At 51.7% G+C, this 19,275-nt stretch carries 10 protein-coding genes, 2 tRNA genes and 3 rRNA genes; 13 read left to right on the forward strand and 2 right to left on the reverse strand.

All coding sequences use genetic code 11. From position 1 onward, the window contains the following. The first annotated feature begins 59 nt into the window (after positions 1-59). From porU to HZ996_06040, 13 genes are all read left to right on the forward strand, one after another. On the forward strand, positions 60-3,881 hold the full coding sequence (gene porU, locus HZ996_05980) for a type IX secretion system sortase PorU (GenBank protein QTN38718.1): 3,822 nt from the start codon (positions 60-62) through the stop codon (positions 3,879-3,881). A gap of 51 nt (positions 3,882-3,932) precedes the next feature. Beyond that, entirely contained in the window at positions 3,933-5,159 is a 1,227-nt protein-coding gene (gene porV, locus HZ996_05985; GenBank protein ID QTN38719.1) for a type IX secretion system outer membrane channel protein PorV, read from the forward strand. After that, positions 5,159-5,641, forward strand: a complete 483-nt coding sequence (locus tag HZ996_05990) for a 2-C-methyl-D-erythritol 2,4-cyclodiphosphate synthase (GenBank protein QTN38720.1) — start codon at positions 5,159-5,161, stop codon at positions 5,639-5,641. The genes porV and HZ996_05990 overlap by 1 nt, the downstream gene beginning before the upstream one ends. A 32-nt stretch (positions 5,642-5,673) precedes the next feature. Then, a complete protein-coding gene (locus HZ996_05995) occupies positions 5,674-6,159 on the forward strand; it encodes a cytidine deaminase (GenBank protein ID QTN38721.1) in 486 nt (161 codons plus the stop codon). 39 nt (positions 6,160-6,198) lie between these two features. Then, the gene (gene pdhA, locus HZ996_06000) at positions 6,199-7,200 is read left to right on the forward strand and encodes a pyruvate dehydrogenase (acetyl-transferring) E1 component subunit alpha (GenBank protein ID QTN38722.1); all 1,002 of its coding nucleotides are present in this window, start codon (positions 6,199-6,201) and stop codon (positions 7,198-7,200) included. 3 nt (positions 7,201-7,203) lie between these two features. Beyond that, positions 7,204-8,496, forward strand: coding sequence for a pyruvate dehydrogenase complex dihydrolipoamide acetyltransferase (locus HZ996_06005; GenBank protein ID QTN38723.1), 1,293 nt, complete (start codon positions 7,204-7,206; stop codon positions 8,494-8,496). After that, complete coding sequence (locus HZ996_06010; GenBank protein ID QTN38724.1) at positions 8,496-9,203, forward strand: SDR family oxidoreductase; 708 nt, start codon at positions 8,496-8,498, stop codon at positions 9,201-9,203. Before HZ996_06005 ends, HZ996_06010 begins: the two co-directional genes overlap by 1 nt. Positions 9,204-9,646: 443 nt before the next feature. After that, positions 9,647-11,166, forward strand: a 16S ribosomal RNA gene (locus tag HZ996_06015). Positions 11,167-11,264: 98 nt separating this feature from the next. After that, a tRNA-Ile gene (locus HZ996_06020) sits at positions 11,265-11,338 on the forward strand. Between the two features lie 7 nt (positions 11,339-11,345). Next, a tRNA-Ala gene (locus tag HZ996_06025) sits at positions 11,346-11,419 on the forward strand. 85 nt (positions 11,420-11,504) lie between these two features. Then, a 23S ribosomal RNA gene (locus HZ996_06030) occupies positions 11,505-14,409 on the forward strand. A 49-nt stretch (positions 14,410-14,458) separates the two neighbouring features. Continuing rightward, positions 14,459-14,570: ribosomal RNA gene (rrf, locus tag HZ996_06035) — 5S ribosomal RNA — on the forward strand. Together the 16S, 23S and 5S rRNA genes with 2 tRNA genes alongside form the textbook arrangement of a ribosomal RNA operon. Before the next feature lie 55 nt (positions 14,571-14,625). Then, entirely contained in the window at positions 14,626-16,512 is a 1,887-nt protein-coding gene (locus tag HZ996_06040; protein ID QTN38725.1) for a hypothetical protein, read from the forward strand. Between the two features lie 26 nt (positions 16,513-16,538). Here the strand turns inward: HZ996_06040 and HZ996_06045 are convergent, their stop codons facing one another. Both HZ996_06045 and dnaB read right to left on the reverse strand, forming a co-directional pair. Beyond that, entirely contained in the window at positions 16,539-17,810 is a 1,272-nt protein-coding gene (locus tag HZ996_06045; protein QTN40008.1) for an asparagine synthetase B, read from the reverse strand. Then, positions 17,791-19,275 carry a replicative DNA helicase gene (gene dnaB, locus HZ996_06050; protein ID QTN38726.1) on the reverse strand — a complete coding sequence of 495 codons (1,485 nt, stop codon included), beginning with the start codon at positions 19,273-19,275 and terminating at the stop codon, positions 17,791-17,793. The genes HZ996_06045 and dnaB overlap by 20 nt, the downstream gene beginning before the upstream one ends.

The raw sequence follows: 19,275 nt of genomic DNA on the forward strand, positions 1-19,275 counted from the left end.
GGCCCCACCATACTACGGCGACTTTCGTCTCGTTGGAGTAGAGGTAAACGATAGCTCACATGCGGAAATTATTCATGCTAGTCTTCGTCGCGTTGACGGGCCTTACTCAAGCTCAGGAAAACGCGGTCATTCTGAACTGGAACGCACCGACCGTGCTGACCAGTGGAGACGTTACGGTCCCGGCCTTACATTTTGACGGCGCGTACTACAACCTGCCCGGCAGTGCTTTGCCCCATTTGATGGTGCAGCAAGACATGAGCGGACGCCCCGCCGGTTTCGAAGTGGTGTTGGAGAATACCTTGTACGAAAGCCTGACCGCCGCTGAGCGCAAAACCTTGGGTAATGTTGAATTGCCTTCGGCAGTGGAAGTACGACCTACGGTCGGATGGTCCCGCAAGCAACCCATTGCCCGTATCGAACTCATACCGCTTCGCCGCAACCCATCAACGGGGCAGGTGGAGAAATTGACCTCTTTTACTTGGAAATTTGGGCGGGTTGAGGCCAAAACCGCATCGGCCCGTCAGGGCCAAAGCCGCTCCTGGACCGCGCAGAGTGCACTCGCTACCGGAAATTGGTTTCGCGTTGGGGTGACGGAAGAAGGTCTGTATAAACTCGACCGCAATGCACTGAGCGATTTGGGCTTGGGCGTGGCGAGTTTGGATCCGCGCACCTTAAAAGTATACGGCGGTGGCGGTGGCATGGTGCCTCCGGCGAATGATGCTCCGCGGGTTGATGACCTTCAAGAACTCGCCATTGTGGTGCAAGGGGAGGCCGATGGAAGCCTTGACGGCGGGGATTACATCCTCTTCTATGCGGAAGGACCGGGAAAGTGGAATCTGATCGAGGGCGGCAACTTCGAATTCGAAAAGAACTCCTACTGCGATACCAACTATTATTATGTTTCGGCTGGTGGGGCGAACGGAAAACGCGTGGCATCGCTCAGCGATGATCCGGGAACGCCGACCCATACGGTGAATCAATTTGTGGACTACGTTCATCACGAGAACGATTGGACCAACCTCGTTGGATCCGGACGCGAGTGGTTCGGCGAGTATTTCGACGTGACGCCGAGCTACAATTTCACCTTTAACTTCCCGAATCTAGTGACCGTGGAGCCCGTTTGGGTCAAAGCCCGTTCGGTGGCCCGCTCTTCGAGCAACACCAACATTCAGATTCGTTCCAACAACGGGGCGGTACCCGTGACCATGAACTTCACCGGGGTGAGTTCCAGTCCTTCGGCGGACTACGTCAAGGAAGACGAGGGATCGGGAACCTACAACAACAGTAACCCCAGCAACATCATTCTTTCGGCGGTATATACTGATAATGGAATCCCGGGATCGATTGCCTGGTTGGATTACTTGGCGGTAAACGTGGTTCGTGATCTCGAATACTCCGGAAACTACATGCGCATTGCTCAACCCGATGTCATTGGTTCGGGGAATCTGGCGCAATACACCATGACCTTTGCCTCGGGCGCTACCGTCTGGGAAGTTTCAGATCCATTGAACGCCGGTGCGGTCGTCACCAATTCAGGGCAGCAAACCGTTACTTGGCAACGCGACGCCTCGGCTTTGCGTCAGTACATCGCTTTCAACGGTTCCAATTTCCCAACGCCAGCCCTCTTTGGATCGGTCGACAATCAGAACCTGCACGGCCTTCCCGTAGCGGACATGTTCATCGTGTCTCCGAAGCCCTTCTTGGAAGAAGCGCAGCGCTTAGCTGATTTCCACGCGGTGGAAGACGATATGACGGTCACCGTGGTGACCCCGCAGCAGATCTATCACGAATTTGGATCGGGTAAGCAGGATCCATCGGCCATTCGCGATTTCATGCGCATGTTCTACGAGCGTGCGGCAACGCCTGATGACTTGCCGAAGCACCTCTTGCTCTTTGGTGACTGTTCCTATGATTATAAGGACGTCTTGAACGACAACACGAACTTGGTAGCCACCTACCAAAGCGTACCGAGCTTTAGTTTGTACGAGAGCTTTTGCACTGATGACTACTTCGGCTGTCTGGACCCCGATGAAGGGGAGCGCATCTTCAACGACGTTCTCGACTTGAGCGTTGGGCGATTGACGGTTAAGAATGTATCTGAAGCGCGCACTGTGGTGGATAAGATTATCCGCTACTACGAACAAGAGTCTTACGGAGACTGGACGCAGCGCGTACTCTTTGTGGCCGACGACGTAGACGAAGGATGGGAAACCGTTTTGATGGGCAACGCCGATCGCCTAGCCGTGGAGGTCGACACCTTGTACCCCGAACTGAATGTGCGCAAGCTTTACTCGGATGCCTACACCCAGGTCACCTCTGCGGCAGGGGAGCAGTATCCGGAAGTGATGGATGAACTGCGCAACCAAATTGAGCGCGGAGTACTCTTGATCAACTATGTTGGGCACGGAGGAGAGGTAGGTTGGGCCAGTGAGGGTATCTTGAATGTGAACGATGTCCGTTCCTACCAAAACATTGACAAGCTGAATGTGATGTTGACCATCACCTGTGAGTTTAGCCGGATGGATGATCCCAACCGAGTATCGGCCGGTGAATATGCCTTGTTGAACCCCGATGGAACCTCCGTGGCCTTGTTCAGTACCATGCGGGTGGTCTTTGTGGGTCCAGCGGATGTATTGAACAACCTGTTCTACGATTACGCCTTTGAGAAAGACGCCAACGGTGAGGACTACACCTTTGGAGAAATCATGCGCTTCACGAAGAACGGTGCGGGAACCTCTCAAGACCGTCGTCGCTTTGGACTTCTCGGTGATCCAGCCATGCGCTTCCACCGTCCCGAGTATACGGTCAACGTGAGCACCATCAACCAAACAGCGGTGAGTGCTTTTACCGATACACTTTCTGCTCTGAGCAAAGTGGAGGTAAGCGGAACCATCAACGACTTGAACGGCCAGCTGGTCTCCGACTTCAATGGAATACTGAATGCCACAGTATTCGATAAGTTCTCTGCTCTAGAGACCTTGGATAACAACGGTGCAGCGGCTCCGATTCCTTTCATTGATCGTCAGAACACCATATATAAAGGTAAAGCCTCCGTGGTCAATGGTCAGTGGAACTATGAGTTTGTGGTGCCCATTGACATCGCCTACCAAATCGACTTTGGAAAGCTCTCGCACTACGCCTTGCAAGGAAAGACCGATGCCGGCGGTGCGGAGAAGAGCATCCTGATTGGAGGAACCAGCGATGATCCCTTGCTCGATGACGAAGGTCCCCGGATTGAACTGTACATGAACGATGAGTCCTTTGTGTTCGGAGGTATCACGGATGAGAATCCGGACATCTTTGCTTTGCTCTACGATTCACTTGGAATCAATGTGGTCGGGAATGGAATTGGGCACGATTTGATCTCGGTCATTGATCGAGAGAGTTCCAGTCCCATTGTCTTGAATGATTTCTACGAAGCCGACGTCGATGACTTCACCCGTGGAAATGTGCGCTATCCGCTTCAGAGTCTGTCTCCGGGTCGTCACCATTTATATATGAAGGCCTACGATGTGGCGAACAACAGTGCGGAAGCCGAAACGGAGTTTGTGGTGGCGGAAAGCGCGAACCTCGCCTTGGATCACGTTTTGAATTACCCGAACCCCTTTACGACCTACACGGAATTCCATTTCGAACACAACCGCCCGGCCGAGCCCTTAGAGGTTCAGGTGCAGATCTTCACCGTTTCTGGGAAGCTGGTGAAAACCCTGAATGCCAATGTCACCTCGGACGGGTTCCGCGTGGTGCCTGTGACCTGGGACGGACTCGATGAGTACGGTGACGAAATTGGCCGCGGGGTGTATGTGTACCGCGTAAAAGTCCGTTCGATGATTGATAATTCTTCGGACGAGAAATACGAGAAGCTGGTCATTTTGCGTTAAGCTCCCGAATGACGGAATTCCCTTATATTTGCAGCCCAATAAATTGACCCTATGAAGTATAGCAGATTAGCCGCACTCGCGGTGGTTTGTTTTTCGCTCTTCCTCACGGAAGGATATGCCCAGAACGCCTTTGGTGATCAGGATCAGTATAACACCATCACCACAGCGGTTCCGTTCCTTCGGATTTCACCGGATTCTCGTGCGGGAGGTATGGGAGATGCAGGGGTCAGCACGACGCCAGATGCGAACTCCATTCACTGGAACGCGGCCAAATTGGCCTTCCTTCCAGAAGGACAGGCCCTCGCTTTGTCGTACACACCATGGCTTTCTCGCCTCGTGCCGGACATTAACTTGGCCTACTTGAGCTACTACCACACTTTGGGACGTCGCCAGACGCTCGGGGTCAGTATGCGCTACTTCTCCTTGGGAGACATCACCTTTACCGATGACCAGGGAAACAATATTGGACAGTTCAACCCGAACGAGTTTGCGATTGACGCGGCCTACGCCCTTCAATTATCCCGTAACCTATCTGCAGGTGTAGCCTTGCGCTACATTTACTCGAACCTGACCGGTGGTCAGTTCGTACAAGGATTCCAAAGCCGCCCTGGACAGTCCGTTGCGGCAGATATCGGCCTGTACTATGAGGGTGAAGAATTTGACGCGGGAGATATGGATGCCCGTTGGACCTGGGGAGTCTCCTTGACCAACTTGGGTGCGAAGATCAGTTACACCGAATCCGGTGAAGCAGACTTCATCCCGACGAACTTGGGTGTTGGAACAGGGATGCTTTTCGAAGTAGACGAGTACAACTCCTTCTCGGTACACTTGGAATTCAACAAGCTTTTGGTGCCCACACCACCGGTGTACGCACGCGACAGTACCGGACAATTCATCCGCGATGCGGACGGAAACCTGATCATCGAGTCAGGGAAAGATCCAGATGTACCCCCCGTACAGGGAGTATTCCAGAGCTTCAGTGATGCTCCGGGAGGATTCCAAGAAGAGTTGAACGAGATCACCATTAGCGTGGGTGCTGAGTACTGGTACAATGAGCAGTTCGCCGTTCGCGGTGGTTACTTCTACGAGTCTCAGCAAAAAGGGGGACGTCAGTACTTCACGCTTGGAGCGGGTATCAAGTACAACGTCTTCGGATTGGACTTCGCCTACTTGATCCCGGCGACCAGTACCGTGCGTAGTCCACTGGAGAATACCCTTCGCTTTACCTTGTTCTTCGACCTGGAGAACTTGATGGGACTTTCTGACGAACTCGAATAATGACTCCCTTTCGAATTGGCTTGGGGTACGATGTTCACCGCTGGGAAGAAGGTGGCGAACTCTGGCTCGGCGGTATTCGAATCGATCACACCCACGGTCTTAAAGGGCATTCCGACGCGGACGTACTGATCCACGCTATTTGCGACGCCATTCTCGGTGCGGCGGATCTTCGCGATATCGGTTACCATTTCCCAGATACCGACCCCAAGTACAAAGGGGTCGACTCCAAGATTCTCTTGAAGGAAGTGATGCGCTTACTGCGCGATGCAGGGTGGTCCCTTGGCAACGTCGACGCGACCATGGTGGCGGAACGCCCCAAACTCAATCCACATATTCCCGACATGAAGGCCTGTATGGCCGAAGTCATGGAAGTATCCCAAGGCCAGATTAGCCTGAAGGCCACCACCAGCGAAAAACTCGGCTTCGTCGGTCGAGAAGAAGGGATGGCGGTACACGCCGTTGCGATGATCATTCGCGATTAAAAGCTTAACTTCTCGGTCCCAATAGAGATGGAATGAAGTCATTCGAATGGACCGCTCGTTTTGTGGAGTACGATACTCCTGAAGAACTCCCCGAGGAAATACACGCTTTGATGCTTCGGGCCGAAGAGGCCCGCGAAAAGGCCTATGCCCCCTACAGCCATTTCAAAGTAGGTGCGGCGGTCCTCTTGGAAGACGGGGTGGTGGTGACGGGCAACAATCAAGAGAACGGCGCCTTCCCGAGTGGCTTGTGTGCGGAACGCGTGGCGCTTTTTGCCGCGGGAGCCGAGCATCCTGCCGTGAAGGCAGAGGCTCTCTTTATTACAGCCCGTGCCGTGGATCACGATCTTTCCGAGCCGGTGGCCCCCTGCGGTGCATGCCGTCAAGTCATGGCCGAAACCGAGCAAAGTCAAGGCCACCCCATGCGTGTTTTCTTCCACGGAACCACAGGAAGAATTCTCGAGGCCGACAGCGTTGAAGCCCTGCTTCCTTTCACGTTCAAATTCAGGGATTGGGAGTAAGTCTTTTTGTGTTAAATTTGCGGACTTAATAAGCTAGATATGGCAAAGATCAAGGCAAGCAAAAAGCTCTATTTACAGTGGTATGAAGACATGCTGCTGTGGCGCAAGATCGAGGACAAAGCAGGTGCTTTGTACATCCAACAGAAGATTCGGGGATTTCTCCACCTATATAATGGTCAAGAAGCAGTCTTGGCCGGTTGTGCCGCTGCCGTTGTAATGGGCAGGGACAAAATGATTACGGCGTACCGGAACCACGTGCATCCTATTGCGATGGGAGTGGATCCAAAGTATGTGATGGCGGAGCTCATGGGAAAGAAGACCGGTACCAGTCAAGGTAATGGTGGTTCCATGCACATGTTCTCCAAGGAAAAAGGATTTTACGGAGGTCACGGTATCGTCGGTGGACAGATTCCACTCGGAGCCGGAATTGCCTTCGCAGACAAATACAACGAGACCGGTGGCGTCACCTTGACCTTTATGGGAGATGGTGCAGTTCGTCAGGGAGCCTTCCACGAGGCGATGAGCTTGGCGGCGACTTGGAGCTTGCCGGTGATCTTCATCATTGAGAACAACGGATATGCCATGGGTACTTCCGTAGAGCGTCAAACCAACGTGACCGATCTGCATCAACTGGGATCGGGATACGGTATTCCTCACCGTGCGGTAGACGGAATGGATCCGATGGCTGTAGCGAACGAAACCCGCGAAGCGGTGGATCACGCCCGCGCCGGAAAAGGACCAACCTTGTTGGAGATGAAAACATACCGATACAAAGGACATTCGATGAGTGATGCCCAGAAGTATCGTACCAAGGACGAAGTAGCCGAGTACCAGAAGATCGATCCGATCAACGTGATCCGCGAGGAGATCGTGAAGAAGAAGTACGCTTCGGCGAAAGCGCTAGACGAAATCGATGCGCGCGTTAAACAAGCGGTGGCCGATGCGGTTACCTTTGCGGAAGAGTCAGAATTCCCAACCGTGGAAGATCTGTACGCGACCGTATACAAGCAAGAAGATTACCCATTCATTAAAGAACAATAAGCGATGGCCGAAATCGTCAAGATGCCTCGATTGAGCGACACCATGGAAGAAGGTGTTGTAGCGAAGTGGCACAAAAATGTGGGAGATCAAGTAAGCGAAGGTGATTTGCTTGCCGAGATCGAGACGGATAAAGCGACCATGGAATTCGAATCCTTCCAAGAAGGAACCTTGCTCCACATCGGAGTAGGTGAGGGCGATGCTGCCCCAGTCGATTCTATCTTGGCCATCCTCGGAGAAAAAGGAGAAGACGTTGCAGCGTTGATTGCTGCCGACGCGGCTGGCGGTGATGCTGCCCCAGCAGAAGAAGCTCCTGCTCCAGCAGCGGAAGAAGCACCAGCTCCTGCACCTGCTGCCGAAGCGGCTCCAGCCCCTGCACCAGCACCGGCTCCTGCCGCTGCTCCAGCTCCAGCTGCGACTACATCGGACGATGGCCGTTTGAAGGCATCGCCTTTGGCGCGCAAAATGGCAGAGGACCGCGGGATCGATCTCGGTCGCGTTCAAGGTTCGGGCGATGGAGGTCGCATTGTCAAGCGCGATGTGGACGGATTCAACCCTGCTTTGGCGCCAATACCACAAGCTGCCCCTGCAGCGGTGACGCCATCGGCACATCTAGAAGAAAGCTTTACGGAAGAGCGCGTTTCGCAAATGCGGAAGACCATCGCTCGCCGATTGAGCGACAGCAAATTCACGGCACCTCATTTCTACCTCACCGTAGAGATCGATATGGACAATGCCATTGCGTCGCGCAAACAAATCAACGAACTGCCAGACACCAAGGTCAGCTTCAACGACATGGTCATTAAGGCCGTGGCGATGAGCCTGCGCAAACACCCAGCCGTCAACTCGGCTTGGATGGGCGATACCATTCGCCGCAACAACCACGTCCACATCGGAGTGGCCGTAGCGGTAGATGAAGGCCTCTTGGTTCCTGTCGTTCGTTTTGCGGAAAGCAAGTCCTTCACGCAAATTGGCGCCGAGGTGCGCGAATTGGCCGGAAAGGCTCGCGACAAGAAACTGCAACCTTCAGAATGGGAAGGAAACACCTTTACCATTAGTAACCTCGGTATGTTCGGCATCGATGAATTCACGGCGATCGTGAATCCACCGGACAGCTGTATTCTCGCCGTAGGCGGTATCAGCCAAAAGCCCGTTGTCAAAAACGGAGAGATTGTACCTGGTAACATCATGAAGGTAACCATGAGCTGTGACCACCGCGTTGTCGATGGCGCCACAGGAGCTCAATTCTTGCAGACCTTCAAGCAATACATGGAGCAACCCGTAGCGATGTTGGCCTAATGAGGCACTTCATCATCACCGGGGCAAGTAGGGGAGTCGGCTATGAAGTCGTACGTTCTCTTGCTTCCGAGGGTGAAGGACGTCGTATTATCGCGCTTGCTCGATCGGAAGAAGCCCTTCAGGCCCTGCGGGCCGATGCGGATGATCCATCCAAGGACAACCTTGTTCTACCCCTAGCCTTTGATTTAGGCCAGGAAGACTACACTCCATTACAGGAGGCCATAGAGGCTTTCTGCGGAGGTCGAATAGATGGTCTACTCAATAATGCCGGTAAACTCATCAACCGTCCTTTTAACGAACTGAGCGATGAAGATTGGAACCTTATATATAAGGTCAACGTTTTTGGCGTCGTTAAACTCACCCGTTTCCTCCTTCCTTATATGTCTTCTGGGCACGTAGTTAATGTCAGTAGCATGGGAGGCATTCAGGGTTCGGTCAAGTTCCCAGGACTCAGTGCGTACTCTTCAAGCAAGGCGGCCGTCATCGGAATCACCGAATGTTTGGCCGAGGAATACAAAGATTCACCACTCCGTTTTAACGGTTTGGCCTTTGGATCGGTGCAGACTCAAATGCTCGAAGAAGCTTTTCCGGGATTTAAAGCGGCCGTTTCGGCCGAAGAGATGGGCGCCTACACGGCGCGATTCCTCCTTGAGGGTGGACAGTTCTTCAACGGGAAGACCCTCCAGGTCTCGAGCAGCACTCCTTAATGACCCCTGGTAATCAGGGGTGTATAAAAAAGTTCGAAATTTTTATTGCCTAGGGCTTGCATGTGTCAAAAGAGTGCGTACATTTGCAGCCGCTTTACAAGCAACGTTCTTTGTTAATAACCGGAGTGAATAAAAAACATCGCAAGGTGTTTGCAGGATTACAAAAGCATTGTAACTTTGCCCTCCCGTTCCTGATGAAGGAACACGCTCTTTAAAAAAAGCGTTCCGAAAATAAATTTGAAATTTTTTCTCGGATTGTTTGTGAGTTAGAAAAAGGTTGTATCTTTGCCGTCCCATTCGAGAGAGTGGCGGTCTAAAGAAGACATAAAGACGACTGGAAACAGTCACAGTTCTTTGAAAATATTGGAAGCACAAAACAAGGAAAAGTAAGGTAACATACTAACCTTGTCAATTACCTAGAACCAGGTCATCAATATTCAAAGTTTTTACAATGGAGAGTTTGATCCTGGCTCAGGATGAACGCTAGCGGCAGGCCTAACACATGCAAGTCGAGGGGTAACGTAGAAAGCTTGCTTTCTGACGACGACCGGCGCACGGGTGCGTAACGCGTATACAATCTGCCTCATACAGGAGAATAGCCCGGAGAAATTCGGATTAATGCTCCATGGTAATGAATTTCCGCATGGTTTTTCATTTAAAGCTCCGGCGGTATGAGATGAGTATGCGTCCTATTAGTTTGTTGGTGAGGTAACGGCTCACCAAGGCTACACAAATGAGGTAGGGGGCCTGGGAGGGAATTTGAATCCACACTATGTACTGAGATACGGACCAGGACTCACTACGGGAGGGGAATGTGGTCAATGGACGAACCAGCCTGCCGTGAGGATGACTGCCCTATGGGTTGTAAACTTCTTTTATATGGGAATAAACGCAGGTACGTGTACCTGCCTGAATGTACCATACGAATAAGGATCGGCTAACTCCGTGCCAGCAGCCGCGGTAATACGGAGGATCCAAGCGTTATCCGGATTTATTGGGTTTAAAGGGTGCGTAGGCGGACTAATAAGTTAGTGGTGAAAGCCCGGGGCTCAACTCCGGAACTGCCATTGATACTGTTAGTCTTGAGTCAACTTGAAGTGGGCGGAATAAGGCATGTAGCGGTGAAATGCATAGATATGCCTTAGAACACCGATTGCGTAGGCAGCTCACTAAATTTGTACTGACGCTGAGGCACGAAAGCGTGGGGAGCGAACAGGATTAGATACCCTGGTAGTCCACGCCGTAAACGATGATAACTCGCTGTTGGCGATATACTGTCAGCGGCCAAGCGAAAGCATTAAGTTATCCACCTGGGGAGTACGCCGGCAACGGTGAAACTCAAAGAGAATTGACGGGGCCCGCACAAGCGGTGGAGCATGTGGTTTAATTCGATGATACGCGAGGAACCTTACCAGGGCTTAAATGGGACCGGACAGATCTAGAAATAGATCCTTCTTCGGACTGGTCTCAAGGTGCTGCATGGTTGTCGTCAGCTCGTGCCGTGAGGTGTCGGGTTAAGTCCCATAACGAGCGCAACCCCTATTCTTAGTTGCCAGCGGTTCGGCCGGGGACTCTAAGAAAACTGCCAGCGCAAGCTGTGAGGAAGGTGGGGATGACGTCAAATCATCACGGCCCTTACGTCCTGGGCTACACACGTGCTACAATGGTAGGTACAGAGGGCAGCCACTACGTGAGTAGGAGCGAATCCTTAAAGCCTATCTCAGTTCGGATCGGAGTCTGCAACTCGACTCCGTGAAGCTGGAATCGCTAGTAATCGCGCATCAGCCATGGCGCGGTGAATACGTTCCCGGGCCTTGTACACACCGCCCGTCAAGCCATGGAAGCTGGGGGTACCTGAAGTCGGTAACCGCAAGGAGCCGCCTAGGGTAAAACTAGTAACTGGGGCTAAGTCGTAACAAGGTAGCCGTACCGGAAGGTGCGGCTGGAACACCTCCTTTTTAGAGACTACGGTGTTCTAGGTAGACATAGTTAGTCCTTACTTTTTCTTGTGCTTTCATTATTTATAAACGTTTTTGTAGAGTGGACCTTGTCTCTCTGAATAGTCTCGTAGCTCAGCTGGTTAGAGCGCTACACTGATAATGTAGAGGTCGGCAGTTCGAGTCTGCCCGAGACTACAGACGAGGGGAATTAGCTCAGCTGGCTAGAGCGCCTGCCTTGCACGCAGGAGGTCATCGGTTCGACTCCGATATTCTCCACTATTCCTTTTAAGGAAAACGTTCTTTGACATTTTGGACATTAAAGAGATATAAGATAGAAATATCACACGAGTAATATAATCTTGAGAAAGTTACTAAGGGCGTATGGCGGATGCCTAGGCTCTCAGAGGCGATGAAGGACGTGATAAGCTGCGATAAGCTTCGGGAAGGTGCACATAACCTTTGATCCGAAGATTTCCGAATGGGGCAACCCAGCATGTTGAAGACATGTTACCCGAAAGGGGGCAAACCCGGTGAACTGAAACATCTAAGTAACCGGAGGAAGAGAAAACAATTAGTGATTTCCCTAGTAGTGGCGAGCGAACGGGAAATAGCCCAAACCGTACAGTTTTCGGACTGTGCGGGGTTGTAGGACTACGATATGGACTATATAATTGAATTAGAATTACCTGGAAAGGTAAGCCGTAGACGGTGATAGCCCGGTATAAGTAAGATTATATTACCTAGTATAGTATCCTGAGTATGGCGGAGCAGGTGAAACTCCGTCTGAATCTGCCGGCACCATCCGGTAAGGCTAAATACTCCTGAGAGACCGATAGTGGACAAGTACCGTGAGGGAAAGGTGAAAAGTACCCTGAATAAGGGGGTGAAATAGAACCTGAAACCGTGCGCTTACAAGCGGTCGGAGGCGCTTAGTGCGTTGACGGCGTGCCTTTTGCATAATGAGCCTACGAGTTACACTCCACTCGCGAGGTTAAGTTATGAAGTGACGTATCCGAAAACGAAGCGCGAGTCTAGAACGGGGCGAATTAGTTATTGGAGTTAGACGCGAAACCCGGTGATCTACCCATGACCAGGTTGAAGTTGCGGTAACACGCAATGGAGGACCGAACCAGTTGACGTTGAAAAGTCTTTGGATGAGTTGTGGGTAGGGGTGAAAGGCCAATCAAACCGGGAAATAGCTCGTACTCCCCGAAATGCTTTTAGGAGCAGCGTGGAGGTTAAGTCTTACGGAGGTAGAGCTACCAATAGGACTAGGGGGAGTCACATCCTACCAAATCCTGATGAACTCCGAATGCCGTAAGATATACTCTGCAGTGAGGGCTAGGGTGCTAAGGTCCTAGTCCGAGAGGGAAAGAACCCAGACCTACAGCTAAGGTCCCAAAGTATATGCTAAGTTGAACTAAGGCGGTCCAGTTGCCGAGACAGCCAGGATGTTGGCTTGGAAGCAGCCATTCATTTAAAGAGTGCGTAACAGCTCACTGTCTTGTCGAATGAGCGTGTTGCGCATGGATAATAATCGGGCATTAAGCATATCACCAAGGCTTCAGATTCTACTACGTAGAGTAGGTGGGGATTCTAGCTGCGTTGAAGGTGAATGCTGTGGAGGTTTAAGCTGGAGCGTCTAGAAAAGAAAATGTATGAGTATAGGCAACGATAAGGCGGGCGAGAAACCCGCTCAACGAAAAAGACTGAGGTTTCCTGAGTCGCACTAATCAGCTCAGGGATTTGGCGAGCCAGGACCCAACGCAGAACCCGCGGAAAGGAGTAGTCGATGGACAACAGGTTAATATTCCTGTACTTCCTAATATTGCGATGGGGTGACGAAGTAGTGAAAGTCTCGCGTACTGACGGAATAGTACGTTGAAGCACGTAGTTATAAGGACCGTAGGCAAATCCGCGGACCTTGATGAAATGCGATAGTACCACAAGCCTTCGGGTGCGTGGATAGTAGACCTAATCAGACTTCCAAGAAAAACCTCTAAGCTTCAGATATTAGGAACCTGTACCGTAAACCGACACAGGTGGTCGAGGAGAGTATCCTCAGGCGCTCGAGTGATTCATGGCTAAGGAACTAGGCAAAATGGCCCCGTAACTTCGGGATAAGGGGCGCTGACTTCGGTCAGCCGCAGTGAATAGGCCCAGGCGACTGTTTATCAAAAACACAGGACTCTGCTAAATCGAAAGATGATGTATAGGGTCTGACACCTGCCCGGTGCTGGAAGGTTAATAGGAGGAGTTATCTTCGGAGAAGCTCTGAATTGAAGCCCCAGTAAACGGCGGCCGTAACTATAACGGTCCTAAGGTAGCGAAATTCCTTGTCGGGTAAGTTCCGACCTGCACGAATGGTGCAACGATCTGGGCACTGTCTCGGCCATGAGCTCGGTGAAATTGTAGTAACGGTGAAGATGCCGTTTACCCGCAACGGGACGGAAAGACCCCGTGAACCTTCACTACAGCTTTGTATTGACATTGGATAAATAATGTGTAGGATAGGTGGGAGACTTCGAAGCTGCGTCGCCAGGCGTGGTGGAGTCATCCTTGAAATACCACCCTTTATTTATCTAGTGCCTAATCCCGAAAGGGAGACAGTGCATGGTGGGTAGTTTGACTGGGGTGGTCGCCTCCAAAAGAGTAACGGAGGCTTCTAAAGGTACCCTCAGCACGCTTGGTAACCGTGCGTAGAGTGCAATGGCATAAGGGTGCTTGACTGTGAGACCGACAAGTCGAGCAGGTACGAAAGTAGAGCATAGTGATCCGGTGGTTCCGCATGGAAGGGCCATCGCTCAAAGGATAAAAGGTACTCCGGGGATAACAGGCTGATCTCCCCCAAGAGCTCACATCGACGGGGGTTTTGGCACCTCGATGTCGGCTCGTCACATCCTGGGGCTGGAGAGAAGGTCCCAGCTGGGCTGTTCGCCCATTAAAGTGGCACGCGAGCTGGGTTCAGAACGTCGCGAGACAGTTCGGTCCCTATCTGTTGTGGGCGTTAGAAATTTGAGAGGACCCGACTCTAGTACGAGAGGACCGGAGTTGGACAGACCTCTGGTGTACCAGTTGTGCCGCCAGGTGCAGCGCTGGGTAGCTATGTCTGGATGAGATAAGCGCTGAAAGCATATAAGCGCGAAACTCACCTCAAGATGAGATTTCTTTTAAGGGTCGTTATAGACGATGACGTTGATAGGATGCAGGTGTAAAGTCAGCGATGGCAAAGCCGAGCATTACTAATTACCCGTAGACTTTCTCAGTGATTCTATCTTATATCTTTGTCCAAGATGTCAAACCTTATTTAAAGCTTTAGGTGATTATTGCAGTGAGGCCCACCTCTTCCCATTCCGAACAGAGAAGTTAAGCTCACTAGCGCAGATGGTACTGGAGTAACATCCGGGAGAGTATGTCATCGCCGCTTTTCAAAAAGCCCTTCCCACTCGGAAGGGCTTTTTTTTTGTTTTACCTTCGCCCACATGCGCGGTATTTTGCCCTTATTTCTGGTGTTTAGCGTGGTGCTCGCTCGAGCCCAAGATACGCTGCCCTTACCGCCCAGCCACAGCTACTTTACATTAGCCGACAACGATATTACGGAGGAGCGATTCACCTTTGTGGATACGGGCCTCTCCGTAATTGATCAGTACCGTCTAAACCCTTCACATGAGAGCCTTTTTGGCTACTATCGTTTGACGAATTTGTCTCAGGCTTATCAAGAGACCGTTTTTCGTTTACCGTATGAGCAAGGCGCTTATTTGGGGCAGGGGTCCTTTCATCCACAGTACGATGCACCCAATCAGGTGGCCTTTTATAATGTGCGAACCCCCTACACGGATTTGAGCTACCGCAGCTCTTTCAACATTGGAGGTGGAACCCACGTCACCCATACCCAGAACATCACCCCAGGATGGAACATCGCTTTAAACTACAACCGAGTACGCAGCTTGGGTTTTTATCCGAATGATGAAACAACGTGGAATCAGTTCCGCGTCTCTTCGCATTATTTCGGGACTCGATACCGCATGCGGACCTATGCGACACTAGTGCGCAATACGGCTCAACAGCACGGAGGGCTGGCCTTGGACTCGGTCTTTACGGATAATACAGAAACGGACCGCACGGTAATGCCCATGAATCTGACGGCTGCAGAGCACCGCTACCGCCATTTTCAAGCGGGATTGGAGCATTCTTATCGCATCGGTGGATTCCAGGTCAGAATGCCGGCCAATGACACCATTCCGGATACGGTGTTCGTTTCCCGCATTCGCGTCTTTCACAGGGCCAATTGGACCCGTCAGATTTTTGTGTATAACGACACGGATCCCAATCAAGACTACTACCACGACAACTTTCTTGGGCTTACAGAAACGCTCGACAGCACCTTCTTCGCACGACTGCGCAACAGCGCTGGACTCAGTTGGGACATCTATTCGGGTCTGGCTCTTTCTGCGGGCCTGACCCATGAAGTCTTCCAGTATAAAGGCGCCTGGCGGGATCAAACCTCGGGCACCAATATTCGATTCTTTGGAGACTTGCGGTTCGACCTGCCCTTTGCGGTCCTCACAGGGAAAGTCATTAAGGGAATCTCGGGGCCTGATGCCGCGAATACCTTCTTTGGTGGAACGCTCAGATCCACCAAGGATCAGAATTCCAAATGGGATTGGGATGCCTACGGAGATTGGCAGCTCTTAACTCCCGGAAAGTTCTACCTCGACTTCCGAGGTAATCACGATCAATGGACGAGAGACCTCTATTCCTTTAATGTCATCCGAATGGGGGGAGGCATAGGACAGGCCTTCCCGCGTCAAGGGAATGAACTGACCCCGGATCGCTTGGAAGTACACTACACGGGAATGCAGAATGCTCCGTTTTGGCGCCAAGTGGATTCGAGTACGGTAGCCACAAGTTCGGATCGATTTGAAAGCGTGCTGCAATTCAAACTCACTAAGGGATTCCATTTTGGCATCATCGGCTGGGATAATGAGGTTATGTATCAAGCCATCTCCGCGGTTTCGGTGAACCTGCCGGAAGTGGTCCTCCGCTCCAGCATCTACGTGGACGCCTACCTCTTCGAGAAAAAGCCACTCCACTTACAGATTGGAACAACTGTCAACTACACCTCGAACTACCAAGGAAACCTTTACCGACCTTCGGCAGGACTCTTCTTACGTCAGGATGATTTCACCATTGGGAACTACCCCTTCCTCGACTTCTTTGTCAACGCCCAAGTTCGCGAGCTGAGCGCTTACCTCACCATCGAACACGTCAATGCCGGCTGGTTCGATTACCGCTACTTCACAGCACCGCATTACCCGACCAACGACTTGGTCTTGCGCTTCGGACTGCGTTGGTCCTTCTATAATTAAGGGAATTGCGCCTACGGCGCGATGAATCAGGTCTTCTGCTTTTTCTTCTTCGCTGCAGGGAACAAGATGTTGTTCAAGATCAAGCGATATCCAGGTGAATTGGGATGCAGTTCCAACTCCGTTTTTGGATCACCCACCATGTGCTGGTAATCTTCCGGATCATGCCCCCCATAGAAGGTCCAGGTTCCTTCACCGAATTCTCCGTGAATGTATCGCGCTTCGCCCCAGGCTTTGTTTTCCCCCATCACCAATACATCTGGCTTGAGGACCGCATTGCGGTAAGACGTTGTCTGTCCCATGAAGCCTTTCACTACTCGGGTGTGGTTCTGACAGAGCATCGTAGGCACGGGGTCCCATTTAGCGCTGAAGTCAAAGAGGGTGAAAAAGTCCTGTTCCGGTTTACGCGGACGGGTGTTGGTAGCGTCGATATTTGAGAACTCGTATTCGTTCGGATTCATGCTGAGCTTGAAGTTCTGAAATGCGAAGGTCTGGCTGTAGTCTAATTTGGATTGTGCGGCAGGGTCCGCAGGATCACCGTCAAACATATACTCGCAGATATCCACACCCTGCGCAGCCAGTGCAATGTCATAGCTGTCTGTGGCGCTGCACATCGCGAAGAGAAATCCGCCCGCAAGGGTGAAGTTTTTGATCTTTTGAGCGACTGCGAGTTTCGCCTGACTCACTTTGGTGTAGCCTAAAGCAGCAGCACGCGCTTCTGAATCGCGTTTTTGATCAATGTACCAAGGGGCGTTCCGAAAGGCGCGATAGAACCGACCGTATTGACCGGTGAAATCCTCGTGATGAAGGTGTAGCCAATCGTAGAGGAGTAAAAGATCACTTAAAACTTCCTCGTCGTATACAACGTCATAGGGGATTTCGGCATACGTCAGGGCCAGAGTAACGGCGTCATCCCAGGGCTGGGCTGTTTTGGGCGAGTATACCGCAATCTTGGGAGGCTTTTCCAACTTGACGGCATCCATGTTCACCTCCGGAGAGGAAATTTCTGCCAGAATCTGGTTGGCTTGAACGTCGGCGATCAGGTTGTAGCTCACCCCGCGAATAATGCACTCGCGCTCGATCATCTCCCCGTAGGGGATCAGAAAACTTCCGCCTTCATAATTGAGGAGCCATTGCACGGTGACCTCGCGCTCGAGGACCCAATACGCAATACCATAGGCCTTTAAATGGTCCTTCTGTCCTGTCTCGCCCATCGGAATGAGGATGTGGCGTGAGAAGGCATTGAAACTGAGCATTAGTCCCAAGAGGACTAAGCATATTTTAGAAAGGGGTTTGCCCATCATCGAAGGCATCGTCGTTCATTTTCGATTCTACAAATCCGCCGCCGGAGTAGCCGAAGTCATCGAGGTCCGCGAATTTGGCCAAGTGGCCGACGAACTTGAGGCGCACTTCATCCAGGGCACCGTTCCGGTGTTTGGCCAGGATGAACTCCGCTTGACCTTCACAGGGCGTGTGCTCTTCGTCGTCCCATTCGGTGAGACCGTAGTACTCGGGTCGGTAAATGAAACTCACGATGTCCGCATCCTGTTCAATCGCTCCGGATTCCCGAAGGTCAGACAACAATGGACGCTTGGATCCACCGCGCGTTTCCACCGCACGACTCAACTGACTCAGTGCAATCACCGGTACGTTGAGCTCTTTGGCGATACTCTTTAAGGAACGGGAAATGGTACTGATTTCTTGCTCTCGGTTTCCCCCTTTTTGGTCGGATCCGGCGGTCATCAGCTGGAGGTAGTCAATAATGATAATTCCGACGTTGTGCTGGGAAACCAGACGACGACATTTCGCGCGCAAGTCGAAGATCGATAGAGCAGGGGTGTCGTCGATGAAGAGCGGTGCTTTTTCAAGATTCTTGATCTTGGCGTGGAGCTGCTGCCACTCAAAGTCTTCAAGACTTCCTTTTCTAAGTTTCTCGGAGCTCAGCCCGGTCTCGGAAGAGATCAAACGAGTGATCAGCTGTACACTCGACATCTCCAGGGAGAAAACTGCTACAGGTGTTTGGTGGTCGATGGCCATGTTTCGGGCCATGGACAAAACGAAGGCCGTTTTTCCCATACCTGGACGTGCCGCCAAAATGACGAGGTCACTTTTCTGCCAGCCTGAGGTGAGTTTGTCGATCTGCGTAAATCCGCTGGGGACTCCACTGAGTCCTTGCTTCCGTGAAATATCTTCAATGTTCTGCAGGGCCTGTTGAATCAGACTTTCGGCAGAATCGTAGTTCTTTTTGATGTTCCCTTCGGTAATCTCGAAGAGTCGGGCTTCCGCCTTGTCTAGGAGTTCGAGAACGTCTGTAGTTTCGTCAAAGGCATCCCGAATAATCTCACTCGCCACCCGCACCAGCTCACGTTGGATATACTTCTGTACAATAATGCGCGAATGGAATTCGATGTGTGCCGATGAGCTGACGCGCTGCGTCAATTGAGCCAAGTAGTAATCCCCGCCCGCAATATCCAATTTGCCTTCTTCTTTGAGGAAGTTGGCCACAGTAAGCATGTCGATGGGCTTGCTGTCTCCAAAGAGCGCTTTAATGGCGCGGAAGATCTCTTGATGGCTTTCTTTGTAGAACGCTTCGGCGCTGATGATATCAATCACCTCGTTTAGCGCGTTCTTGTCTATGAGCAATGCACCCAACACCGCTTCCTCGAGATCGACCGCCTGTGGCGGAACGCGACCGTGCTCCATGTCGATGACGGGCGCTTTGCTGCGTTGCGGAACTCGGGAGGGATTGTTTTGTACATTAGCCAT

It is taken from the genome of Cryomorphaceae bacterium (assembly GCA_017798125.1).
In the GTDB taxonomy this organism is placed as follows: Bacteria; Bacteroidota; Bacteroidia; order Flavobacteriales; family ECT2AJA-044; genus ECT2AJA-044.